Source organism: Streptomyces sp. So13.3 (assembly GCF_005860785.2).
GTDB classification, from domain to species: domain Bacteria; phylum Actinomycetota; class Actinomycetes; order Streptomycetales; family Streptomycetaceae; genus Actinacidiphila; species Actinacidiphila fildesensis.
This window is the reverse complement of record NZ_CP048835.1, coordinates 1,193,858-1,217,104: the sequence shown is the minus strand read 5'-3', so window position 1 is coordinate 1,217,104 and position 23,247 is coordinate 1,193,858. Positions and strand designations below refer to the sequence as shown.

The 23,247-nt window shown below is 71.4% G+C and carries 23 protein-coding genes; 9 read left to right on the top strand and 14 right to left on the bottom strand.

Annotated features, from left to right (window positions below; genetic code table 11):
* The first annotated feature begins 40 nt into the window (after positions 1–40).
* The gene (locus tag C8250_RS05730; RefSeq protein WP_138353413.1) at positions 41–421 is read left to right on the top strand and encodes an RNA-binding S4 domain-containing protein; all 381 of its coding nucleotides are present in this window, start codon (positions 41–43) and stop codon (positions 419–421) included.
* Positions 422–665: 244 nt separating this feature from the next.
* On the top strand, positions 666–2,261 hold the full coding sequence (locus C8250_RS05725; protein WP_138353414.1) for an MFS transporter: 1,596 nt from the start codon (positions 666–668) through the stop codon (positions 2,259–2,261).
* A 6-nt stretch (positions 2,262–2,267) separates the two neighbouring features.
* Here C8250_RS05725 and C8250_RS05720 read toward each other — a convergent pair whose 3' ends face one another.
* Both C8250_RS05720 and C8250_RS05715 read right to left on the bottom strand, forming a co-directional pair.
* Positions 2,268–2,588, bottom strand: coding sequence for a hypothetical protein (locus C8250_RS05720; RefSeq protein WP_138353415.1), 321 nt, complete (start codon positions 2,586–2,588; stop codon positions 2,268–2,270).
* 41 nt (positions 2,589–2,629) lie between these two features.
* Positions 2,630–3,379, bottom strand: coding sequence for a YhjD/YihY/BrkB family envelope integrity protein (locus C8250_RS05715; protein ID WP_244808982.1), 750 nt, complete (start codon positions 3,377–3,379; stop codon positions 2,630–2,632).
* 335 nt (positions 3,380–3,714) lie between these two features.
* On the opposite strand from C8250_RS05715, the gene C8250_RS05710 reads away from it, so the two are divergent.
* Complete coding sequence (locus tag C8250_RS05710; RefSeq protein ID WP_138353417.1) at positions 3,715–4,263, top strand: DUF892 family protein; 549 nt, start codon at positions 3,715–3,717, stop codon at positions 4,261–4,263.
* 495 nt (positions 4,264–4,758) lie between these two features.
* A complete protein-coding gene (locus C8250_RS05705; RefSeq protein ID WP_138353418.1) occupies positions 4,759–5,151 on the top strand; it encodes a hypothetical protein in 393 nt (130 codons plus the stop codon).
* Positions 5,152–5,166: 15 nt separating this feature from the next.
* Here the strand turns inward: C8250_RS05705 and C8250_RS05700 are convergent, their stop codons facing one another.
* From C8250_RS05700 to C8250_RS05690, 3 genes are all read right to left on the bottom strand, one after another.
* Positions 5,167–5,787 carry an RraA family protein gene (locus C8250_RS05700; RefSeq protein ID WP_138353419.1) on the bottom strand — a complete coding sequence of 207 codons (621 nt, stop codon included), beginning with the start codon at positions 5,785–5,787 and terminating at the stop codon, positions 5,167–5,169.
* 71 nt (positions 5,788–5,858) lie between these two features.
* Positions 5,859–6,809, bottom strand: coding sequence for a ribokinase (locus tag C8250_RS05695; RefSeq protein ID WP_232486002.1), 951 nt, complete (start codon positions 6,807–6,809; stop codon positions 5,859–5,861).
* 52 nt (positions 6,810–6,861) lie between these two features.
* Positions 6,862–7,299: an SRPBCC family protein gene (locus C8250_RS05690; RefSeq protein ID WP_138353421.1), complete on the bottom strand. Its 438-nt coding sequence runs from the start codon at positions 7,297–7,299 to the stop codon at positions 6,862–6,864.
* Positions 7,300–7,525: 226 nt separating this feature from the next.
* Here C8250_RS05690 and C8250_RS05685 point away from each other — a divergent pair, with 226 nt between their 5' ends.
* Positions 7,526–8,377 carry an LLM class flavin-dependent oxidoreductase gene (locus C8250_RS05685; RefSeq protein WP_138353422.1) on the top strand — a complete coding sequence of 284 codons (852 nt, stop codon included), beginning with the start codon at positions 7,526–7,528 and terminating at the stop codon, positions 8,375–8,377.
* A gap of 40 nt (positions 8,378–8,417) precedes the next feature.
* Here the strand turns inward: C8250_RS05685 and C8250_RS05680 are convergent, their stop codons facing one another.
* The 3 genes from C8250_RS05680 to C8250_RS05670 form a co-directional block, all read right to left on the bottom strand.
* On the bottom strand, positions 8,418–9,269 hold the full coding sequence (locus tag C8250_RS05680) for a phosphatase PAP2 family protein (protein WP_138353423.1): 852 nt from the start codon (positions 9,267–9,269) through the stop codon (positions 8,418–8,420).
* Between the two features lie 83 nt (positions 9,270–9,352).
* On the bottom strand, positions 9,353–10,306 hold the full coding sequence (locus tag C8250_RS05675; RefSeq protein ID WP_138353424.1) for a YihY/virulence factor BrkB family protein: 954 nt from the start codon (positions 10,304–10,306) through the stop codon (positions 9,353–9,355).
* The gene (locus C8250_RS05670; RefSeq protein WP_138353425.1) at positions 10,242–12,020 is read right to left on the bottom strand and encodes a diacylglycerol kinase family protein; all 1,779 of its coding nucleotides are present in this window, start codon (positions 12,018–12,020) and stop codon (positions 10,242–10,244) included. The genes C8250_RS05675 and C8250_RS05670 overlap by 65 nt, the downstream gene beginning before the upstream one ends.
* A gap of 725 nt (positions 12,021–12,745) precedes the next feature.
* On the opposite strand from C8250_RS05670, the gene C8250_RS05665 reads away from it, so the two are divergent.
* Positions 12,746–13,591, top strand: a complete 846-nt coding sequence (locus C8250_RS05665) for a hypothetical protein (RefSeq protein ID WP_138353426.1) — start codon at positions 12,746–12,748, stop codon at positions 13,589–13,591.
* An 80-nt stretch (positions 13,592–13,671) separates the two neighbouring features.
* Here the strand turns inward: C8250_RS05665 and C8250_RS05660 are convergent, their stop codons facing one another.
* Complete coding sequence (locus C8250_RS05660; protein ID WP_232486001.1) at positions 13,672–14,871, bottom strand: serine hydrolase domain-containing protein; 1,200 nt, start codon at positions 14,869–14,871, stop codon at positions 13,672–13,674.
* A 114-nt stretch (positions 14,872–14,985) separates the two neighbouring features.
* Positions 14,986–16,641, bottom strand: coding sequence for a phosphoglucomutase (alpha-D-glucose-1,6-bisphosphate-dependent) (gene pgm, locus C8250_RS05655; RefSeq protein ID WP_138353427.1), 1,656 nt, complete (start codon positions 16,639–16,641; stop codon positions 14,986–14,988).
* A gap of 341 nt (positions 16,642–16,982) precedes the next feature.
* Between pgm and glgA the strand changes: the two genes are divergently transcribed.
* Both glgA and glgC read left to right on the top strand, forming a co-directional pair.
* Positions 16,983–18,167, top strand: a complete 1,185-nt coding sequence (gene glgA, locus C8250_RS05650; protein ID WP_138353428.1) for a glycogen synthase — start codon at positions 16,983–16,985, stop codon at positions 18,165–18,167.
* Between the two features lie 39 nt (positions 18,168–18,206).
* Entirely contained in the window at positions 18,207–19,424 is a 1,218-nt protein-coding gene (glgC, locus tag C8250_RS05645) for a glucose-1-phosphate adenylyltransferase (RefSeq protein ID WP_138353429.1), read from the top strand.
* Positions 19,425–19,707: 283 nt separating this feature from the next.
* Here glgC and C8250_RS05640 read toward each other — a convergent pair whose 3' ends face one another.
* From C8250_RS05640 to C8250_RS05625, 4 genes are all read right to left on the bottom strand, one after another.
* Positions 19,708–20,679: an NAD(P)-dependent alcohol dehydrogenase gene (locus C8250_RS05640; protein ID WP_138353430.1), complete on the bottom strand. Its 972-nt coding sequence runs from the start codon at positions 20,677–20,679 to the stop codon at positions 19,708–19,710.
* Positions 20,676–20,921 carry a helix-turn-helix transcriptional regulator gene (locus C8250_RS05635; RefSeq protein ID WP_244808981.1) on the bottom strand — a complete coding sequence of 82 codons (246 nt, stop codon included), beginning with the start codon at positions 20,919–20,921 and terminating at the stop codon, positions 20,676–20,678. The genes C8250_RS05640 and C8250_RS05635 overlap by 4 nt, the downstream gene beginning before the upstream one ends.
* Positions 20,922–20,923: 2 nt before the next feature.
* Entirely contained in the window at positions 20,924–21,343 is a 420-nt protein-coding gene (locus C8250_RS05630; RefSeq protein ID WP_138353432.1) for a hypothetical protein, read from the bottom strand.
* A gap of 95 nt (positions 21,344–21,438) precedes the next feature.
* Positions 21,439–22,050 carry a hypothetical protein gene (locus C8250_RS05625; protein ID WP_138353433.1) on the bottom strand — a complete coding sequence of 204 codons (612 nt, stop codon included), beginning with the start codon at positions 22,048–22,050 and terminating at the stop codon, positions 21,439–21,441.
* A gap of 207 nt (positions 22,051–22,257) precedes the next feature.
* Between C8250_RS05625 and C8250_RS05620 the strand changes: the two genes are divergently transcribed.
* On the top strand, positions 22,258–23,223 hold the full coding sequence (locus C8250_RS05620) for an LLM class F420-dependent oxidoreductase (protein WP_244808980.1): 966 nt from the start codon (positions 22,258–22,260) through the stop codon (positions 23,221–23,223).
* Positions 23,224–23,247 lie beyond the last annotated feature (24 nt).

Here is a 23,247-nt window from a genome sequence, read left to right as displayed (position 1 = left end):
TCCTGGCCACGCCGGGCCGCGCCGGCTTTAAGGTCGTGTCATGGCTGCAGACGAGGGGACCGTACGGGTCGACAGTTGGATCTGGTCCGTACGGCTGACGAAGACCCGGTCGATGGCCGCCGCGGCGTGCCGCGCCGGCCACGTCAAGGTCAACGGTGAGCGGGTGAAACCGGCCCACACGGTGCGGGCCGGGGACGAGGTACGGCTGCGCGGGGAGGGTGCCGAGCGAATCGTGGTCGTCTCGCGCATCGTGCGCAAGCGCGTCGGGGCGCCCGTCGCCGCGGAGTGCTTCGTCGACAACAGCCCGCCGCCGCCCGCCCGTGCGGACCTCCTGGCGATCGGCCACCGCGACCGCGGGGCGGGACGCCCCACCAAGCGCGACCGGCGCGAGATGGAACGCCTCCGGGACATCGACGCCTGACGTCGCACGACCGGCGGCCACGGGGCGCCGCGTGGTCGCCGTCCGGGCTCCCGGACCGCTTGCCGTAGGAGATCGGCGCACCTAGCGTGAACCGTGCCGGCCGGGCCCCCGGCCCACCGGATCGCGCAGCGCTGACCTGGGAGGCGATCACCACGAACCCGATCGAGTTCCTGGACCGCGCGCCCGCACCCGCCACCGGCGGCGTATCGCTCCGGCTGCCCGGATCAGAACGGTAGGCCCTGCCATGTTCTCGTTGTCGCGGGCGGCCCGCCGGAAGACGGACGAGGCCGGGCAGGCGGGCGTGGCCGGGAAACCCGGCGGGACCGGGACGGCCGGGGAGATCCGCGTCCGCTCCGCCGCCGGGCGGTGGGTGCTCGTCGCCTCGATCCTCGGGTCGGCGCTCGCCGGCATCGACGCCACCGTCGTCAACATCGCCCTGCCGGCGATCGGCCGTGACTTCGGCGCAGGATTCGGCACCCTGCAATGGGCGGTCACCGCGTACACCGTCGCACTCGCCTCACTCATCCTGCTCGGCGGAGCGCTGGGCGACCGGTACGGCCGGCGCCGGGTCTTCAACGTCGGCGTCCTGTGGTTCGCCGCCGCTTCCCTGCTGTGCGGGCTGGCGCCCTCATCCGGCCTGCTGCTCGCCGCACGAGCGCTGCAGGGCGTCGGGGGAGCGCTGCTGATGCCCGGCAGCCTGGCCATGATCCAGGCGTCCTTCCACCCGGAGGACCGGGCGCGGGCGATCGGCTCCTGGTCCGCCTTCGGCGGTGTCGCGACCGCGATCGGCCCGTTCCTCGGCGGCTGGCTCGTCCAGGCCGCTTCCTGGCGCTGGGTGTTCCTCATCAACGCCCCGCTCGCCGTCGCCGTCGTCCTCATCTCGCGGCGGCACGTCCCCGAGACCCGCGATCCGGCTGCCACCGGCCGGATCGACGTGCTCGGCGCGGCCCTGAGCTGTGTCGGACTGGCCGGCGTCACCTACGCGATCATCGCCGCCCCGGAGCACGGAGCCGGGTCGCCGACGGTGCTCGTCAGCGGTGCGCTCGGCATCGCCGCCCTGGCCGGCTTCCTCGTCGCGGAGGCACGCCAGGCGCACCCGATGCTGCCGCTGAGCATGTTCTCCTCACGCCAGTTCAGCGCCGCGAACGGAGTCACGTTCGCCGTCTACGGGGCGTTCGGCGGAGTGTTCTTCCTGCTCGCCGTCCAGTTGCAGGTCGTCTCCGGATTCTCGCCGATCGCCGCCGGGACGGCGATGCTGCCGATCACGATCATGATGCTCCTGCTCTCCGCGCGCTTCGGCCGGCTGTCGCAGCGCATCGGGCCCCGGCTGCCGATGACGATCGGACCGCTGATCTGCGCGGCCGCGATCCTGCTGATGTTCCGCATCGGGCCGGACGCCGACTACGTCCAGGACGTGCTGCCCGCCGTCGTGGTGCTGGGCTTCGGCCTGGCCGTCCTGGTCGCCCCGCTCACCGCCACCGTCCTGGACGCCGTCGGCGCCGAGCACGCCGGCGTGGCGTCGGGGGTCAACAACGCGGTCGCCCGCGCCGCCGGCCTCATCGCCGTCGCCGCGCTGCCCGCCGTCACCGGACTGACGGGCCGCAGCTACGACGACCCCGAGGCGTTCTCGCACGGATTCCACCAGTCGCTGGTCATCGCGGCGGCGCTGCTCGCCGCGGGCGCCGCGCTGGCCGCCATCACGATCCGCACCCCACCTCCGCCGCCCGCCGAGGCGCCGGCAGCGCCGCAGGAGGAGGGGGAGGAGGAGCAGCCCGCGCCGCGTATGCACTGCGCGGTGGACGGGCCGCCGCTGACCGCCCGCAAGTGCAGCATCGGCTGACAGCGGTCAGTCCAGCGTCCGCCGCATCGTGTAGATGGAGTACGTCCCCATCTCGCCCCCGGGATCCAGCTCCCTGACCTTGTCGAGCATCCAGGCCGGTGCCATCCCCTGTGCGCTGTACTCGGCATCGCCGCGGGCCTCGAGCAGCCAGCCCTCGCCGCCCAGCCGGTCGAGCCGGGCCAGGATCAGGGCGGGGGTCTGCAGCGTCGAGTCCTCCAGCGCGACGATCTCCGCGCCTTCGCCGGTGACCACCAGTTCGTAGACCTTTTCCGCCCCCGGGGGCCCGTAGTACCCGATGTACAGAAAGCCGTACTGCCAACGCTCCACTGTCGTCCTCTCCCAACCGGTCGGATGGTGGCACGGTCACGTCACTGAGGACGCTTGCGCTCGTACAGCCCCTGCCCAGCCAGCGCTCCCGCATAGATCACGAATCCGATGCCGATGAGCCAGGACTGGACGATCAGGACGGTGCCGATGGGCCCGTACGAGACCGCGCTGCCGGCGATCAGCGGCGAGAAGACGGTGATGGAGAAGAACCGGAGACCGACCAGCCCGCCCACGGTCAGCAGGGCGCCGGGCAGCAGGAGCCGCCGGCCGATGCGGCCGCACAGCAGGAAGTGCTGGATCCACCAGAAGAACGCCACGCCCCCGACTCCCGTCACCACGATGCGGATGAGGGGCTGCAGCGGAGTGTCCTGCAGGACGTGGTCGGCGTACTCGGCCGTCAGCAGGTAGCCGACCAGGAGCGCGAGAGCCAGCGCCCGCCGCCAGGTGGCGTGCCAGGGTGCGGACGGCAGGTCCCAGATGCGTTCGTAGGCGGTCTGGATGGCGGCGATGAACGACAGCCCGAAGACCGCCAGGGACCCGAGGCTGAGCGCGGTCGTCGTACTCAGCACCCGCGCCGGGCTGCTGAACAGGCTCTCCACCGCGCGCGCGGATCCGCCCGTCACCCCCAGTGCGTCCCGCACCCACGCCACGAACCCCTGGCCGTTGTGCCCCAGCGCCGCCGCCACGACGATCAGCAGCGGAATCAGCGTCACCAGGCCGAGTGCGGCGAAGCCCATCGACCGCTGCATCAGCTCTATCTCCACGCCCCGCCGCCAGATCCGGCGCGCCACCCGGGCAGGCTTCGGCCCCCGGCGGGACGACGGACCGTCCGAGCCGGAGTGCGCGGTGCGGCGGGTACCGGGAACAGACTCCGAGCCCATGCCGGTCTGCTACCCCGTCCTGGGGCGTCTGCACGGGCCGAACGCCGTCGGTGCGACCGGGTGTGCGGTTCGCGCGGGGGGGAGCCGGATTCGGCCGGATGACCCGCTGCCACCGGCAACGCCGGGGCCGGGTGGCTGATCTCCGGCCGGGGAGGGCGTACCGGGCGGGACGGCCGGGTACGCGCAGCGCGTGGACGGGTCTCCCGTTCGTCTTGGCCGCAGATCACGAAGGACGGTAGTACGACATGGCGGAGTTCCTGACCGACATCGAAACGCTCCGGAGCCGGGCACGCAAGGAGATCGAGAAGGGTCCGGTGACGGATGCCTACGGCGCTGACCTGCAACGGGTCATCCAGGTGCTGAACGAGGCACTGGCCACCGAGATCGTGTGCACGCTCCGCTACAAGCGGCACTACTTCACGGCCACCGGGCTGTACTCCGAGCCCGTCGCCGCCGAGTTCCTGGAGCACGCCCAGGAGGAGCAGGCGCACGCGGACAAGCTGGCCCAGCGGATCGTCCAGCTGGGCGGGGAGCCGGACTTCGACCCGGACACCCTCACCAAGCGGTCGCACGCCGAGTACGACGCGAGCCTCGGGCTGATCGACATGATCAAGGAGGATCTGGTGGCGGAACGGGTCGCCATCGCCTCCTACACGGAGATCGCCCAGTGGCTCGGCAACGGCGACCCGACCACCCGCCGGGTGTTCGAGGAGCTCCTCGCGCAGGAGGAGGAGCACGCGGACGACCTGCGCGGGCTGCTGGAACGCATCCCTCAGGAGAAGTCGGGCCTCTGACGGCCCGAACTCCCGCCCGTCCGCGGCGCGTCGAGGGGCGCGCTCGGGTCCACGTGGACCACGGGAGCCCTGTCACGCGCCGGGCGTTTTGCCTCCCCGCGCCGGGGGAAGCGGCTTCAGTACAGAGTTCTCCGGCCGGCCGGCGGACCTCCGCCCCCGTGCGGAGCTGAACCGGCCGGAGACCTGCCACCCACGAGGGTGTACGACAGCACGGTGCGGAGCACGGAGTATCGTCCGGCCGGAAGCGCGGCCGGCGTTGACGAAGGAGCGCAGGAGGCGGCCTCCGCCCGGGGGCCAGACATCGCGGAGACACCTCATGGACGCTGACGAACACTCACAGCTCACACCGGACTTACCTGCCCTGGTCGAGGTTCCCGATCTTCCCGGAGCGGCCGCGTCGGCAGCCGAGCGCGCCGCCCCTCCAACCCCCGGGAAGCACGGTGCGGACCGCCGCGCCATCAGTCCGTTCAGCCGCACGGGGGAGGGACCCACACGATGGGAGCTGTAGAACTCACCGACGAGGAACGCCGGATCCTCAGCAGTATGGAGGTCAACTTCCGCCGTGAAGGCCGACTCCTGCGCCGGCTGGCCAGTTGGGTCGCCCCTGCCTACCGCAGGGTGCGACGCCCGCCGGTCCGCTGGCTGGTGGCGCTGCTCGGCGGACTGGCCGCCGGATCCCTGATCCTGCTGATCGAAGCGGTACGCGCCGACGCACCGACGCTGATCTACACCTTCGTCGGCACCTGGACGGTCACACTGATCGGACTCGGAGCCCTGACGCGCCGGGCCACGGCCGTCTCCGTGCACCGCCCCCACTGGCACCGGAAGCACCGCGCACACCAACCGGACCGGACCGCACGAGGCGCGCCGCGGCACGACGCCCCCTGAGCCGAACGGCCTCGGTCAGCCGGTGAAGCCCTTCTCGGCCAGGATCGCGTCGATGCGGGCACGATGCGCCGCTTCCCAGGCATCGAGGGATTCGCCGGCCTCCTTGGCCATCTTGGTGCGGGCGTCGGCGAGCACCTGCTCCTGACGGGCGCCGGGAGTGACGACGATGCCTTCCTCGTCGGCGACCACGATGTCGCCGGCGCTCACGTTCACGCCGCCGCACCGCACCGTGCCGTTGAGCGGCGCAACGGCCTTCTTGGTCCCGGGAATGGGGATGACGCCCCTGGCGAAGACGGGAAAGCCCATCTCGCGCACCTCGGCGAGGTCACGGATCACACCGTCGAGCACGAACGCCGCGATCCCCCGGCGCTGGGCGACGGCGCAGACGTTGCCGCCGGCGAGCGCGTAGTCCACGTCACCCGCTTCGACGACGATGACCGAGCCGGGCTCCGCGCGGTGGATGGCCGCGTGCAGCATCAGGTTGTCGCCGGGAGGGCACCGTACGGTGAACGCCGGGCCGGCAATCCGCGGAGAGGGCCACAGCGGGCGGATGCCGATGTCCATGACCTGCTCACGGCCCAGGACGTCGGCGAGCGTGGTCGGGGAAACGCTGGTGAATCCGGTGACGCCGTTCATGTTCTTCCTTCACTCGGGACCACCCGACTCGGGTCGCTCCCAGGCTAAACCGTTGCCTTGCCGCGCGATCATCAGGGAGTTGCCGCGAGCAGCGAGTCGACTTCGGCCCGGGTGGGCAGCGCGTTCTGCGCGCCGCGCCGGGTGGCGGCCACGGCGCCGGCCGCACAGGCCCGGCGGACGGACTCGGCGAGCGGGCTGCCGAGACCGAGAGCGATGGCCAGTTGGGCACAGAAGGCGTCGCCCGCACCGACGGCGTCCACCGCGTCGACCGGGAAGCCCGGTTCGGTGAGCGGACCCCGGGCATCGGCGGCGACCGCGCCGGCCGCGCCGAGCGTGACCACGACGGTCCCGGGCCCCAGCCGACGGAGCTGGTCCGCGCGCGCCGTCCAATCCTCGTCCCGGCCGCCGGACGGTACGTCGGGGAGGCCGAGCAGTCCGGCGGCCTCGGTCTCATTGACGATGAGGACATCGACCGCACGCAGCAGTTCGGCCGGCAGCGGGCCGGGACCGGGCAGCGGAGCGGCGTTGAGCACGGTCAGCGCCCCGGCGGCGCGCGCCTCGCGGGCCGCGGCCAGCACGGTGGGCAGCGGCACTTCGAGCTGGAGCAGGACGGTGTCGGCGCTGTTCGCGACGAGGCCTTCCGTGAGGCTCCGCAACGTGGCTTCGTCCAGGTGGTGGTTGGCGCCGGGGGAGAGGGTGATGGTGTTCTCGCCGTCGTGCTGCACCACGATCAGCGCCAGTCCGGAAGCGGTGTCCGGGAGGGTGCCCACCGCGCTGTCGTCGATCCCCTCCGCCGTCAGGGCCGCCCGCAGTTCCACGCCATGGGCATCGTCCCCGAGCAGCCCGACCATCCGGACCCGTGCGCCGAGCCGCGCCGCGGCGACCGCCTGGTTGCCGCCCTTCCCGCCGGGTCCGCGGACGACATCGGCGCCGGAGACCGTCTCGCCCGGCCGGGGGAGACGCGGCACCGTGACCGAGAGGTCCATGTTGAGACTGCCGACCACGACCAGCCGTTCGTCCATCACCGATGTCCTTCTCTTCGTCGTCGCGACCGGGCGCCCCGGCACGCCGGGGCTATGCCTCCGCGAGCAGTCCGGAGATCGCCCGGCCGAACATCAGCCGGCCGGACCGGACGGTCAGACCGTCGAACAGCCGCGGCAGTCCCCGTACCCGCAGATCCTCGGTCCACACGATCCGCGATCCGGTGTCCCGCGCGGCCACTTCGATCTCGGCCCACCCCACGACGACCGTGCCGCGCTTCTCCAGCCGGCAACGGCCGGTGCCACCAGGCGCGGGCGGTTCCCAGCGCACGATCTCCATGGGGTCGTCGAACCCGACAGGCCCCAGGCCGGACCGCGCCACGAACACGGTGCCCAGCCGCGTGGGCGGCGGGGTGGTGACGGTGATCCTGGTCAGCGGCACATGGGCCGCGTGCCGCTCCCAGCGGGTGAGCCGCCGCCACACCTCGTCGACGGGCAGTGGGGAGGAGCGCTCGATCCTGATCAAAGCCACCACGTGACCCTATGCGAGCGCGCCCACTGGGCGCCGGGACCCGCCGCGGTGTCCTGATCCCGTCCCAAGACCCCACTCGTCCCTCGCGGCTTGCTCTAGGATGGCTGGACTCCGAGCACCGCTCCCTGGAGGTACGCCGCAAACGGGAGCGCGCCCGCACGTATCGTTCGTGCGAGATCACGGAGGGGCGGCATCGATTTCGTCTGCCCTTCTTGAGGAGTCACACATGAACATCGGTCTCGGTCTTCCCGTCGACGATCCCGGTCGGCTGCTGAGTTGGGCCCGTCGTGCCGACGCCGGCCCCTTCACCACCCTCGGACTGCTGGACCGGCTGGTCCACGACAACCCCGAACCACTCATCACCCTGGCCGCCCTCGCGGGCGCCACCCACCGCATCCGCGTACAGACCGAGGTACTGCTCGCACCTCTGCACCGGACCGCACTGCTGGCGAAGCAGACCGCCACCCTCGACCACCTCTCGGGCGGCCGCTTCACCCTCGGCATCGGGATCGGCGGACGCGAGGACGACTACCTTGCCACCGGAGTCGACGTCCACCGGCGCGGCCGCCGGCTCGACGAGCAGATGGCGGTACTGCGCCGCGTCTGGGCGGGCGAGCCCTACGGCGACGGTGTGGGACCGATCGGACCCGCGCCCGTGACACCCGGCGGCCCCGAAGTGCTCTTCGGCGGCTTCACCCCCGCCGCGATCGCCCGCGCCGCCCGCTGGGGTGACGGCTTCCTCGGCGCCGCGCCGTCACCGCACTTCACCGACCGCCTGTTCCGCCAGGCGGAACAGGCCTGGCGCGACGCCGGGCGTACGTCGGCGCCCCGGCTGGTGGCCCAGCTCAACGTCGCCATCGGCCCGGACGCGGTGGTCGCGGAAGCCCGCAAGAACGTCGGCCACTACTACGCGTTCCTCGGCGACGCCTCCCATTTCGCCGACGGACTGCTGGGCGATCCGAAGGAGATCAAGGCCGCGGTGCGTACGTACACCGACCTCGGCGCCGACGAAGTGATCCTCTACTGCTGGTCCCCGGACACCGACCAGGTCGACCGGTTCGCCGACACCCTGTTCTGAGGTTCTGAGGTTCTGAGGTTCGCCGGTCGGCCGACCGCCCTCACGGACGTGAGTCGTCCTCCTTCGTATCCGTAGGGGACGGGTTCTCGTCCGTGGGGTGGTGGCCGAGGTGGAGGGCCGGTTCGGGCGCGGTGTGCGGGGTGTCCAGTTCGGGTTCCAGACCCTGGGCCGGTGAGGTGTGGGCGAGACCCGCCTCCTGGCGCCAGGCCTGGAACGCGGCGGTGGTGGCGGCGAGTACGGCCAGCCCGAGCAGCCAGCCGCCCACCACGTCGCTCGCCCAGTGCACGCCGAGCGCGACCCGGGTGTAGCCGACACCCACCACGGAGATCACCGCCGCCGCCCATGGCAGCGCGCGCAGGCCGCGGGGGACCAGCGGCAGCAGGACGAGCAGCAGCACTCCGCAGGACGTCGTGGCGGTCATGGCGTGGCCGGAGGGGAACGAATAGCCGGGGGCGTGGGCCACCGGGTCCGGCAGTTGCGGGCGGGCGCGTTCCACGGCCGTCTTGACCATCACCCCCACCATGGAGCTGAGGGCGGCCGTGACGGCGGCCCAGGCGGCCAGTCGCCAGGCGCGGCGGTACAGCAGCCACACCACGACAGCGGCCACCAGCAGCCGCATGACGGTGGGCGACCACAGCCCGTTGGTGAGGAAGCGCAGCACTGTCACCCATGCCGGGTGGTCCAGCGCCGCCCGGTGCAGGTTCTCGGCCGCACTCCGGTCGGCGCGGTGCAGGGGACCCCAGTGGGCCTCCACGAGGACCAGAACGAAGGCGAACGGTACGGTCGCGACGGCGCACACCGCCGCCGTGAGCAGCAGCCGTACGCCGAGGCGCTCGTCCGGGCCGCGCAGCCGGCGGATCAGGTTTCCGGGAAATCGCGACAGTGCCCTCATGCTGGTGACGGCTACCCGTTCCGGCGGAGAATCATCATCGCGGGCCGAGTCACCGACCTGTCCGGGTTGCGGAGCCGCACCGCTCAGACCCCCGGATCCTGGAGAACCGGCTCCTTGACGCGGGCGCGGACCGCCTCCAGCTGGGCGGCGAACGCGATGCCCATGAAGAGCGCTATCGCCGTGAGGTAGGACCACAGCAGCAGCGAGATGAAGGCGCTCAGCGGGCCGTACACGGAGTTGAACGAGCTGCTGAACTCGACGTACAGGCTGAGCAGCCAGGTCAGCAGGGTCCACAGCGCCAGATAGACGGCCGCACCGAAGGCCAGCCAGGTGTAGCCGGGCTGCCGGCGGCGCGGCGAACTGCGGAAGACGACCGAGGCGGAGAACAGCGCGAGAAGGATGCCCACCGGCCGGCGCAGCAGGTTCCAGGCCGTCGTCTGGTCCGGCGTCCAGTGGTACACCTGGGCCGCCGCTCCGGCGATGTCGGCGCCGCCGACCATGAGGATGGAGCCCAGGCCCAGGGGCAGTCCGGCGAGCAGCATCATCAGCACCCCGCGCCGGTACTTGAGGTGGAAGGGCCGGTCGCGCTCCACGCCGTAGATGCGGTTGGCGCCGCGTTCGATCTGGCTCATCGCGGTGGTGACGTTCACCAGGGCGAACAGCAGACCGAACCACAGTGCCAGCTGTCCGCCCTCGTCGGCGTGCCGGCGGCTGTCGGTGAGGGCGTTCCTCACGACATCGGAGCTCGGGCCGCTCGACATGCGCAGCACGGTGAGTTCGGCCACCCGCCCGACGCCTTCGGCGTGCAGCACGGTGGACAGCCCGACGACGGCGATGGCGAACGGCACCAGCGACAGGACCGTCTGCAGGGCCAGCGCCCGCGCGTGGCTGAACCCGTCGGCGTACCGGAACCGCAGAAAGGCGTCGCGGGCCAGTTTCCATCCGCCGTAGCGGCGCAGGGTGGCCCAGGCATCATCGCCCGAGAGTTCGTCGCCCGTGATGTCGCGGGTCTGCGGAACGCGCGTTGCCGTACCCATCGTGTACTCCTGTCAGGACTGCCGGTTCCTCGGTGCCCGCCGGCGCCGATGACGATGCCGTGGGTGAGGTCGCCGGCAACTGCATCAGCAGGGCGCCCGGATCGACCTCCATCACCAGCCGTACGCCGGGACCGACCGGTTCACCGTCCAACTCCCGTTCCTGGGGACGTTCGAAGGTCATCTCGATGCGCCGTGCGGTGAAGTACTCCAGCGCGCCGTCGGCGAACCGTCCACCGCGGCCCGGCGGCAGGGGTGTCCTGTCGTGGTGCGGCCGGCTCAGCACATGGGCGGCGGCGCGCAGCCAGCCGAGCGGTCCCGCCGGGTTGAGCAGCACGACGTCGAACACCCCGTCGTCCGGCCGCGCGTCCGGGAGCAGCGGCACACCGCCCTGCAGCGTGCCGACGTTGCCCACCAGCACCATCCGTGCCCGGCGGCCGAGCTCCGGTCCGTCGTCGAGTCGCAGGGTCAGCCGCATCCCGGGGTCGCGCAGATGGCGCACCCCGGACACCAGATAGGCGGCCCAGCCGATGCCCGCCTTCATCCGGGAGGAGGCGTCCCCGACCACGGCGGCGTCGAACCCGGCGCCGGCCATGGCGGCGAACCGGGCTCCGGAGATGCCGTCGCCGTCGGCGGTCCCGAGGTCGATGGCGTGGGTGGTGCCCTCCAGCGCGGCGACGAGAGCGGCGAGGGGATCGACCGGATAACCGAGGTTGCGCGCCAGCAGGTTGCCGGTGCCGCAGGGCAGGACCGCGGTCGGGATGCCGCTGTGCGCCAGGCCGTCGGCACAGGCCATCACCGTGCCGTCACCGCCGCACACGACGATCAGGTCGGGTTTCCTGAGCGCGGCCCGCCGTACGGCGCCGTTCCCCGGGTCGTCCTCGGTCGTCCCGTGCCAGGAGACGTCCTGGAAGCCGTACCGACCCAGCGTGCGGCGGATCGCGTCGTGCAGCGCGTCGTCCACGACGGTCGGATTCACCACCACGGCCGCCCGCCGCCCGTACCGCGTGACGGCCGTCGCACCCGCAGAGGTGATGTGCTCAGCCTGCCCCGGCACCTGCGGCCGGGCGCGCGCCGGCAGCAGTGAACGCCCCATGATCAGCAGGATTCCGGCCCCGTTGAGCAGACCGAAGAGCACATCGGTGGGATGGTGCATCCCCCGGTACAGGCGCGCCACCGCGACCAGCACGGGAACGCTGAACAGGACCGCGGCCGGCACGAAGCGCCAGTTTCCGCGGAAGCGGATGAGGACGAGAACGGCCAGACCGCCGTACAGCGCCGTCGCGGCACCGGTGTGCCCGGAGGGGAAACTGGACGTCGGCGGGGCGGCATCCAGGTGTGCCACGTCCGGACGGGCCCGGTCGATGACCGCGGTCACCATGAGGAAGACGAGCGACTGCAGGGCCACCGCGGCGCCCAGGAACAGCGCTTCGCGCTGGAGCCGCCCGTACACCGGCAACAGGAGCAGGGCCACCGACACCGCCGTCATCAGCACGACGGCATGGGTGTTGCCCAGCTGGGACAGCCAGTACGTGGCGCTGTTCCAGCCCGCCGACCGGTGCGCGGCGAAGGCGCGGTTGATCCCGTCCTCCGCGGTGAACGGCGGAACCTTCACCAGCCACCGCGTGAGCAGCAGGCCGAAGCCCGTCAACAGCGCGCCCTGCATCACGAGCAGCACGCCGATACGCCGCGCGGCCACTTCGTCGCTTGGTCTCATAGGCGGCTTCTTGCCCGTCCCGGCCGAACAACTCCTGCCGCGGCCGGGTGTTCCGGTCCGGATTGGTGCGGCGAGCCGCGTCCGGGGCCGGATCGATATCCGCCCCGCCGTACGGCCGGTGCCCGTTGTCCGGGTCGTGATACCCGAAGGTGTCGCTCCTCGGCACCCGGCCCTTTCGCCGCTCTATAAGTTGTGCAAACGCTCGAACACGATGTGTCCTTTCACTCGCGTCACTCGCGTCACTCCAGGATCGCGCCCTGCCGGAGAGGGCGTCAACGGTCCGGGAAGACAAGTGCGGGAAGCGCTGATCCGCCTCCGGGACAGCGGGAGCGAACTCGAACTGTTCGCCGAGTTTCTCCCGCGCAGCACGAACGCGGGGGGCCGCGGGACCGGCCGGACGGTACCCGGCCGAGTGAGGCAACTCCCGGCGGGGCGAAAGGAATTCGCCGTCCGGGCCGCCACACTTCCAGGTCAACGGGGGACGCTGCTCCTATCCTCCCGCGCCCGAAAGATGTAACCTCCCGGACGGGATCCGGGGAACCGAGTTGGCTTTCGCGGACGTTGACTGGGATGGTCTTACTCATACGGATGTCGGCGCAGCTCGGTCCGGCCCGGACCACGGGGACGTGATGTGAGCGTCCGTTTCGAATATCCCCTCATACGTTGATGGCTACCATCACGGTCATCAATGACGCGAAGTGAGCAACGAAAGGCGAGTGGTGTCCATGTCGGACGTCATGTCCAAGAGCCAGAGTCTGCAGGGCGAGTACGAAGCCCGCGTCGCCGCCGATCTGCGGCAGAACGAAGGTGACCGCGACCGCGTTCTCGCGCAGATCGACGTGCTCCAGAAGGAGCTGGAGGTCCTCGTCCAGGACCGCGAGATGCTGCTGAGCATGCAGAGCGCCGTCGGCGCGAAGAAGCAGCACTCCGTCTCCGAGCAGGCCGAACCGCAGAAGAGCGAGCCGGAAGCGCACGTCGCACCGCACGCGAAGTCGGCGAAGGTGCCCGGCGCCAGGCGCCGTACCGCGCGCAAGTCGGTCCCGACCCAGGGCCGGGCCGGCCGCGGCCGCAAGACCGACGCGAAGAGCGCCGTGGCCGAGGCCGCGCACGCCACCAAGGCGGCGGCGCCCGCCAAGACCGCGACCGCGAAGGCCACCCCGGCCAAGACCGCCACCGCGAAGCCGGCGAAGGCCGCCGCGACGAAGGCCGCCACGGCCAAGTCCACGACCGCGAAGCCGGCGAAGACCGCCACCGCGAAGACCGCCGCGCCGAAGGCGGCCGACAGCAAGGCGGCCGCCCCCAAGGCCGACAAGCTCGTGAAGGTCGTCGAGAACTACCTGGTCAAGCAGGGCGGCCCGGCCTCGGCGGCGGAGGTCGCCACGGCCATCTCGACGCCGGAGCGCTCCGTCACCATCATGAGCGTGCGTACCGCGCTCGAGGGCCTGGTCCGCAAGTCCGCGGCCCTGCGCTCCAAGCAGTCCCGTTCGGTCTACTACGAGTCCGTCCCGGCCGGCACCACCATCACCGCGGCCGTCGAGGCCCCGCAGCAGAGTGAGCCCGTCACCCAGTAGGTCTCCGGCTGCCCACGTCGGCCAGGTACTGAGTGAGCAAGCGGAGGGCCGGCGCGGCTGCGGGGTGACGACCCCGCGGCTCAGTCGTCGATCGCCCGGTACGCCGAGGTCCAGAAGTCCTGGAAGACAGCGGGAGGAGTGGTGGAGTCCATGTGGCGCTGGGTCAGCAGAATGCCGACCAGGTCCTCCCCCGGGTCCGTGTAGGCGGAGGTGCCCGTGCCGCCGTTCCACCCGAACCGGCCCGGGGTCGTCGCCAGATCGAAGCGCCGGACGGAGACGGAGACACCGAAACCCCAGCCCTCGTCGGGACCGAGGAAGCTGCGGGTTCCGGGCCGCTGCTCCGGTGCCAAGTGGTTGCTGGTCATGAGTTCGACCGAGGGCCGGGACAGCACCCGTCCACCGCCGTGCCGCCCCCGGTCCAGCATCATCCGGCAGAAGGCCACGTAGTCGTCGGCCGTCGAGACGAGCCCGCCACCACCGGACGGGAACGCCACCGGGCGGCCCCAGCGGCTGTCGGCGGGATCGTCCTGGAGCACGAGTTCGCCGGTTCCGGGACGGGCCCGGTAACTCGGCGGCAGCCGGTCCAGCTTCTCCGCCGGCACCTGGAACGAGGTGTCCCGCATGCCGAGCGGATCGAGGATCCGGTCACTGAGGAAGGACGCGAACGACTGATCGGCGGCGCGCGCGATCAGCACCCCCAGCACTTCGGAACCCGTGTGGTACATCCACCGCTCGCCCGGCTGATGGACCAGCGGCAGTGCGCCGAGCCGTTTCATCCACTCGTCGGGACCGATCGCCGGCGGGTTCGGACTGGGGGAGAGGCCGGCCTCGTCCATCGCCCGCTGGATCGGGTGGGTCCCCCGGGGCGCCAGCACCGCTCCGATCCCCAGCCGGAACGTCAGCAGATCCCGCAGGGTGATCGGCCGGCGTGCCGGAACGGTGTCGTCGAGCGGCCCTTCGAGCCGCTGGAGCACCCTGCGGTCGGCGAGTTCCGGCAGCAGCCGGTCCACCGGCTCGTCCAGCCGCAGCTTGCACTCCTCCACCAGGATCATCGCGGCGGCCGCGGTGATGGGTTTGGTCAGCGACGCGATCCGGAAGATCGTGTCGCGGTGCATCGGGACGGTGCCACCGGCCGCCATCGTGCCGAGCGCCTCGACCCGGGTCTCACCGCGCCGGTGCACCAGCGTCACGAGTCCGGGTACGTCACCGCGTTCGACGTAGCCGGACATGACGTCGCGCATCCGGTCGAGCCGTTCCTGAGACAGTCCGCTGCCGCTCAAGGAATGTTCCCTTCGTCAGCCGGTGGATGAGCACCGGCGGTGGTCGACTCCGGTCACAGGACGGGTGCGCGTCACTGCTGCTGTGCGTGGGTGCGTTGTGAGGGTGGGTGCGCGTCAGGCCTTTCCGGAGGCGTCGTCCAGCGCCTTGGACACGATGGCCTTCGCCTCCTCCTGCACCTTGGCGAGGTGTTCAGGACCGTGGAAGGACTCCGCGTAGATCTTGTACACGTCCTCGGTGCCGGACGGCCGGGCGGCGAACCAGGCGTTGTCGGAGGAGACCTTGAGTCCGCCCAGCGACGCGCCGTTGCCGGGCGCCGCGGTGAGGACCGACGTGACCGGCTCACCGGCCAGTTCGCCCGCCGGGACCTGCTCGGGGGAGAGCGAGGCGAGGACGGCCTTCTGCTCACGCGTCGCCGGCGCGTCGATCCGGGCGTAGGCGGGCTCGCCGAAGCGTGCGGTGAGGTCGGCGTAGTGCTGCGACGGGCTGCGGCCGGTGACCGCGATGATCTCCGCCGCGAGCAGCGCGAGCAGGATGCCGTCCTTGTCGGTGGTCCACACCGATCCGTCGCGGCGCAGGAAGGACGCGCCGGCGGACTCCTCGCCGCCGAAGCCCAACGAGCCGTCCAGCAGCCCGTCCACGAACCACTTGAAGCCGACCGGTACCTCCACCAGCTTCCGGCCGAGGCCTGCCGCCACCTTGTCGATCATCGACGAGGAGACCAGGGTCTTGCCGATTCGGGCGTCCGACGGCCACTGCCCGCGGTGCTCGTACAGGTAAGAGATGGCGACGGCGAGGTAGTGGTTGGGGTTCATCAGGCCGGCGTCCGGGGTCACGATGCCGTGCCGGTCGGCGTCCGCGTCATTGCCGGTGGACACCTGGAAGTCGTCGCGCCGCCGGATGAGCGAGGCCATGGCGTACGGTGACGAGCAGTCCATCCGGATCCTGCCGTCCCAGTCCAGCGTCATGAAGCGCCATGTCGGGTCGGAGTCCGGATTGACGACCGTCAGATCCAGCCCGTGGCGCTCGGCGATCCGGCCCCAGTACGCGACCGACGCGCCGCCGAGCGGGTCCGCGCCGATCCGCACGCCGGCCGCCCGGACGGCCTCCAGGTCCACCACGGCGGGCAGGTCGTCGGTGTAGTGCGTGAGGAAGTCGTAGCGGCCCGTGGTGCCGGCGGCGAGCGCGCGGGCGTAGGGGATCCGCCGGACGTCCTTGAGGCCGCCCGCGATGAGTTCGTTCGCCCGGTCCTGGATCCAGGACGTGGCCTCCGAGCCGGCGGGACCGCCGTTCGGCGGGTTGTACTTGAAGCCGCCGTCGGCCGGCGGATTGTGCGAGGGCGTGACGACCACCCCGTCCGCCAACCCCGAGGTGCGGCCGCGGTTGTGGACCAGGACGGCGTGCGAGACCGCCGGGGTGGGGGTGTACCCGTCCGCGCTGTCGATCAGCACCGTGACGTCGTTGGCGGCGAACACCTCGAGCGCGGTGGCCCGCGCCGGCTCGGACAGCGCGTGCGTGTCCGCCCCCAGGAAGAGCGGCCCGTCGGTCCCCTGGCCTGACCGGTACTCACTGATCGCCTGGCTGGTGGCCGCGATGTGGTCCTCGTTGAACGCGACCGCCAGCGACGAACCACGGTGGCCCGAGGTCCCGAACGCGACCCGCTGGCCCACCTCGCCGGGGTCGGGTCGGAGCGTGTAGTACGCGGTCACCAGCCGGGCCACGTCGACCAGGTCGGCGGGCTGTGCGGGCTGTCCGGCGCGCTCGTGCGGCATCTGGCTCTCTCCTCCGGGTGCGGGGCCGCCCCGCCACCGTGGGCCTGTGCCCGTGGTGGCAGGCGTTCCGCGTCGTTCGGCATTGTTCCCATTCTCCGTGCCCGGCGCGAGAGGGCGCACTCCACGGGCCCCCGGACCATTGCCGTGTCGCGGGACAAGCCGCCCGCGGCCGCCTGCCGGCGGACCCCGTGACGTTTGCCGCCTGACGATCCGGTACAGAAGAGGGCTACGAGGCCTGCGCCGATCGCCGCATCCCGGGCCGGCCCCGCTGATGCCGGAGCGGAGCGGGCCGGGACGGCAACGCCCAGGACACCGGGTGATCAGCGGAGAGGTGGGACACGGTGAAGGTCGGGCTGTTAACGCGCGAATATCCGCCGGACGTGTACGGCGGAGCCGGGGTGCACGCCGAGTTCCTCGCGCGGGAACTGCGCGGCCTCGTCGATCTCACCGTCCACAGCTGGAGCGTCGCCACCCGACCTGGTGATGAGGTCGCGGACAAGGCCTCGGGCCTCGTGCGGCACCGGGCGGCCGCCGGACTGGACGGGGCCAACAACGCGCTCCGGACGCTGTCGGTGGACCTCTCCATCGCGGCCGCCGTGACGGACATCGACCTCGCCCACTCGCACACCTGGTACGCCAACATGGCGGGCCACCTCGCCAAACTGCTCCACGGCATCCCGCATGTGATGACCGCCCACTCCCTGGAGCCGCTGCGCCCCTGGAAGGCGGAGCAACTGGGCGGCGGCTACGCGGTCTCCAGCTGGGCCGAGCGCACCGCCGCCGAGGCGGCGGACGCGGTGATCGCGGTGTCTCACGGCATGCGCGCCGACGTGCTCGCCTGCTATCCGCGGGTGGATCCCGGCCGGGTCCACGTGGTGCACAACGGCATCGACACCGCCCTGTACCGGCCCGACCCCCGGGTCGACGTCCTGGAGCGCCTCGGCATCGACCCGGCCCGGCCGTTCGTCCTGTTCGTCGGCCGGATCACCCGGCAGAAGGGCGTACCGCACCTGGTGCGCGCGGCGCGCGAGTTCGCCCCCGGCACCCAGGTCGTGCTGTGCGCGGGATCGCCCGACACCCCGGAGCTGGACGCGGAGTTCCGCTCCCTGGTCACCGAGCTGCGGGAGCGGCGCGGCGATGTCGTGTGGATCCCGCAGATGCTGCCCCGCCCCGACGTCGTCCAACTCCTCACCCACGCGGCGGTGTTCGTCTGCCCGTCGGTCTACGAACCGCTCGGCATCGTCAATCTGGAGGCCATGGCGTGCGGTACGGCGGTGGTCGCCTCTGCCGTCGGCGGTATCCCGGAGGTGGTCGAGCACGGCCGTACGGGGCTGCTGGTGCCGTACGAGGAAGCCGATCCGCGCGGCTTCGAGGCCGCGCTGGCGGCCGCCGTCAACGAGGTCGTCGGCGACGGCGGCCGGGCGCGGGCGATGGGGGAGGCGGGGCGGCAGCGGGCCGTGACGGAATTCGGCTGGGACGCGGTGGCACGCAGGACCGTGGAGGTCTACGAGTCGGTACTGGAGTGACCGGCTGCCAGCGGGCAGCCGGAGACGAAGGGGGTCAGGGTGAGCGGACGACCGAACGTGCTGGGCATCGTCCTCGCAGGGGGCGAAGGCAAGCGGCTGATGCCGCTGACCGCGGACCGGGCCAAGCCCGCGGTGCCATTCGGCGGGGTCTACCGGCTGGTGGACTTCGTCCTGTCGAACCTGGTGAATGGGGGAATCCACCGCATCTGCGTGCTCACGCAGTACAAATCGCACTCCCTGGACCGGCATGTGTCGACCACCTGGCGGATGACCGGTCTGCTGGGCGACTACGTCACACCCGTCCCGGCACAGCAGCGCCTCGGCCCCCGCTGGTACCTCGGCAGCGCCGACGCCATCTACCAGTCGCTCAACCTCGTGCACGACGAGCAGCCCGACTACATCGTGGTCTTCGGCGCCGACCACGTCTACCGCATGGATCCGCGGCAGATGCTCGACCGGCACATGGACGCCGGCGCGGGCGTGACGGTCGCCGGCATCCGCGTGCCGCGTGAGCAGGCCTCCGCGTTCGGCATCATCACCACGGCGGACCGCAGCTCACGCATCGACGGCTTCCTGGAGAAGCCCGCCGATCCGCCCGGCCTCGCGGACGACCCGGACCGGGTCTTCGCCTCGATGGGCAACTACATCTTCTCCACCAAGGTCCTCATCGACGCGCTCCAGCACGACGCCGAGGACGAGAACTCCGTGCACGACATGGGCGGCAGCATCCTCCCGCTGCTCACCGAGCGCGGCCAGGCGCAGGTCTACGACTTCGACGACAACGAAGTGCCGGGTGAGACGGACCGGGACCACGGTTACTGGCGTGACGTGGGAACACTCGACGCCTACTACGAAGCACACATGGACCTCATATCGATCCGACCGGTCTTCAACCTCTACAACCGGCAGTGGCCCATCTTCACCAACCAGGCCCAGCGGCCACCGGCGAAGTTCGTCGCCGGCGGGATCGCGGGCGAGTCGATGGTCAGCACGGGCTGCATCATCAGCGGCCAGGTCACCGGATCCGTGCTGGCTCCCGGCGTCATCGTTGAGCAGGGCGCCGTCGTCCAGGAGTCCGTCCTGCTGGAGGGCGTACGCGTCGGCCGCGGCGCCGTCGTCCGCCGCGCGATCCTCGACAAGAACGTCGTCGTCCCCGCCGGAGCCACCATCGGCGTGAACCCCGAACACGACGCCCGGCACTTCACCGTCTCCGCCGGCGGGATAGTGGCCCTGGGCAAGGGCCAGCGGGTGCCCTGACGAGGTGCGCGGACCCTGCCGGCCGGCTGCGGAGACAGCTCGACCCGGCCAGCAGGGGGGGAGAGCTGGCCGGGCCGGGACTGCGAGGTAAGGGGGGCCTCTGAACACTTGGCTGCCCCGGTCCGCCGGGACCAAACCTCTTGGCTTGATGTGACCTGCGTCACGCCGGAATCGGGGCGGTTGCCGTGCTGTTGGGACGAGCGAACGCCTATGCGGGTCCTGGGACTTGAGGAGAGGTACCGGGCCATGGCAGTCAGGTCGTCAGCTTCTCCCGGCGTCGGGCTCAGAGGGTGATGACGACCTTGCCGCGAGTGTGCCCCTCCTCCAGATACCGCATGGCGTCGGGGACCCCGCTCAGCGGGTACGTCCTGCCGATGACCGGAGTGAGCTTGCCGGCCTCCAAGAGCTCCGCCAGGTACCGCAGGTCCTTCTCGCGCTGCACGGACATGAGCCCGCGCAGCTTCTGGCGCAGGAGCGGGGACAGCAGCATCGCCCGGAGCTGGCGGTCCGTGCCCTGCAGCCATCGCCCGCCGCCCTCGGCTCCGACGACGACGAGCGTTCCCGCAGGAGTGAGAGCGCGCCGGAGCAGCGACAGGGGGCGGTTCCCCGCGGTGTCGAGGATGAGGTCGTAGTGCCGCGTGCCGTCCGCGAAGTCGTCCTGTGTGTAGTCGATGACGTCGTCAGCTCCGAGGGAGAGGACGAGGTCGACCTTGGTCGTGCTGCACACACCCGTGACGTGTGCTCCGAACGCCTTGGCCAGCTGTACCGAGAACGTCCCCACGCCCCCACCGGCGCCGATGACCAGGACCTTCTGGCCCGGCTGGAGCTGCCCCTGGTCGCGAAGGGCCTGCAGGGCGGCGACTCCGGAGCCGGGTACGGCCGCGGCCTGTTCCGCGCTGAGGTTCGCCGGCTTGGACGTGATGCGGTCCTGCCGGGCGCACGCGTACTCGGCGAAGGAGCCGTCGCAGGTGCCGAAGACCTCGTCGCCCGGCTGGAACCGGGTCACGTTCCCACCGACCTCCTCGACGATCCCCGCCACGTCGATGCCGCGGACGCGGGCCCTGGGTCTGCGCAGTCCGAAACCGAAGAGCCGGATCAGGTACGGCCTGCCGGTCATGACGTGCCAGTCCCCGATGCCGGCACTCGCGGCGAGCACGCGCAGCCGGACCTCCTCGTCGCCGACCACGGGCGGGTCGATGTCCCTGAGCTCCAGGACATCGGCCGACCCATAGGTGTCCTGGACAACAGCCTTCATGGTGTGTCTCCTTCGTCGTCCGGATCGTTGTCCGGGTACTGGAACACTTCGCCGAGCGGCACTTTGAAGGCACGTGCGATCTGGAACGCCATCTCGAGTGAGGGCGAGTAGCGGCCCTGCTCGATCGCGATGACGGTCTGCCGGGTGACGCCGATGCGGTCCGCCAGGTCCGCCTGGGTCATCTCGGCGTTCACGAACCGCAGGCGCCGGATGTCATTGGTGACCTTGGTCGGCTTTCCCACGGCTAGAACCCCCGGCGGTAGGTGACGAGCTTCACCGCGGTTCCGCAGAGCGCGGAGAGCACGAACGCCAGGTAGATCGCATTGGCGATCCAGAAGTAGTCGATCTCCGCCATCGCCAGGCCGAGCGGGACGATCACGCCCACCGCGAGCACCATTCCGCCGACGTACTCGCCGTGCCGGTGGATCTCCTTGTCCCGTTGGTCGGTCCTGCCGGCCTCCTTGGGCCGGGCGGCGGCGATCACGATGTGACCCACGATCGATGCGGCTGTCGCGGCACTGATGGCCAGGATCATCGGCATGACGTAGGCGACCGAGGTGAGTGGGACGCCCTGCGCCCTGCCGAGGATGACCACCAGGTAGCCCGCGTAGCCGCCGATCGCGACCAGGGCGTAGACCCAGGCGTTCTTCTCGTCGTATGACATGGCATGAATGTATGGCAGAGCTGACACGATGTCTACGATTCTTTACATCGCATCGCAGCGGGTGCTCCCGCCGCCACTGCGGTACGTGCTGAGTGTCAGGCCTGCGGGCGTCCCGCCTTGCGCTGCCATCGGGTGAGGGCGAAGCCGGTCAGGAGGGAGCTGACGAGGCCGATGCCCACGCCGCCGGCGACGACGGTGCCGACGCCGATGCCGTCATGGCCCACGTTGTCGTCGGCCGCCGCCTCGCTGGTCCGGTCGGCGACCGAGTCGTAGCTCGCTGACGGGTCCTCGCAGAACGACCGGTTCCCGGGATCCATCTCGGGCACGACCGTCAACGTCATGGCGGCCGCGGCCTGGCTGCCCGCCCCGGCCTTCAACTCCACGGTGTAGGGGCCGGGTTCGATGTCGCAGGGCACCATGGCCATGGTCTTCGCGTACAACTGGCCGCCCTTGCCGTCGTGGAACCGCTCCTTCGCGACGCCGACCGGTTTGACGAAGGCGCGGGACTCCAGGGTGAACGTCCCCTTGCCGTGACTCAGGTCCGCCTCGTCGGCGGCGACGGTGAACGTGACCTCCCGGCCGCGCTGGCGGCTGGAGGTCGGATCGACGGAGAGCGACATGCCGGAGTCCGCGAGGGCGTACGGTGCGGCGGTCAGGAGCAGTGTCGCGCTGAGCAGGGTCGTGACGGTCGCGCGGGCGAAGGGCATGGGTGATGGCCTCGGTCTTCAGGGAGTACTGCCGAGTAGGACGGACCCCGGGTCCCGATGGTTGTCCCGCCACGCCGACCGATCCGTCGCAGCCCGCCGCGGTGTTCGGCGCCGCGGGAGGGGTGGTCTGGTCACTCTGCTTATTGTAGCGTCGGCGTAGCGTGGATTCGTGGGGTTCGTGGGCTGCGGTCGGGGAGGCTGAAGCACGTGAAGTTGTCGGTGTCGCTGGGCTATTGGCAGGACCGGCCGCCGGAGGAGGCGCTGCTCACTGCGGCCGCCGCCGAGCGGAACGGATACGAGGAGCTGTGGCTCGGTGAGATGGCCACCTATGACGTGTTCGCCCTCGCCACCGCCGTTGGCCTGCGGACCGGGAGCATCCCGCTGACCGTCGGCCCGCTCGCCGTGGCCGTACGGGACCCGATGACGATCGCGCGCGGGGCCGCCTCGGTGGCGGCCCTCACCGGGCGGCGGGTGGACGTGGCGATCGGCAGTTCCAGCCCGGTCGTCGTCGAGCAGTGGCACGGCCGTTCGCACCGGCGCAGCGGGGTGGCGCTGCGGGAGTCGGCGACGGCGCTGCGACAGCTGCTGAACGGGGAGCGGACCACCTCGGAGGGGGAGGTCGTGCGCACCAGCGGCTACCGGCTGCGGCTGCCTGCCCCCAAGTCACAGCTGACGGTGGCCGCCTTCGGCCCCGCGGCGGTCCGCACGGCGGCCGCGTTCGCCGACCGGATGGTGCTGAACCTCCTGACTCCGGCGTCGGCGGCGAAGCTGGTCGGACGGATGCGGGAGGAGGCCGAGGCGCTGGGACGTCCGTCGCCGCGGGTGGCCGCCTGGGTGACAGCCGCCGTCGATCCGTCCCCGGAGGCGGTGGAGCAACTGCGGCGCGGGGTGGTCGGCTATCTCGCGGCGCCCGGCTACGCCGAGATGTTCATCGAGGCGGGCTTCGGTGACGTCGTGGAGTTCGCGCGGTCACGGCCGCATCCGCGGGAGCTGCTCGCGGCGGTGCCGGCCGAACTGACCGCGGCGGTCGGGCTGGTCGGCGATCTGGGAGCGGTACGGGCCAGGCTCGCGGAGTACGCGGCGGCAGGGGTGGACGAGGTCGCGGTCGTCGCGTCGAGCACGGACGCCGACCCGGGAGGCGAGCGGACGCTCGCCCTGTTGCGGGACCGGTAGACCAGCACACGGGTACACCGGCGC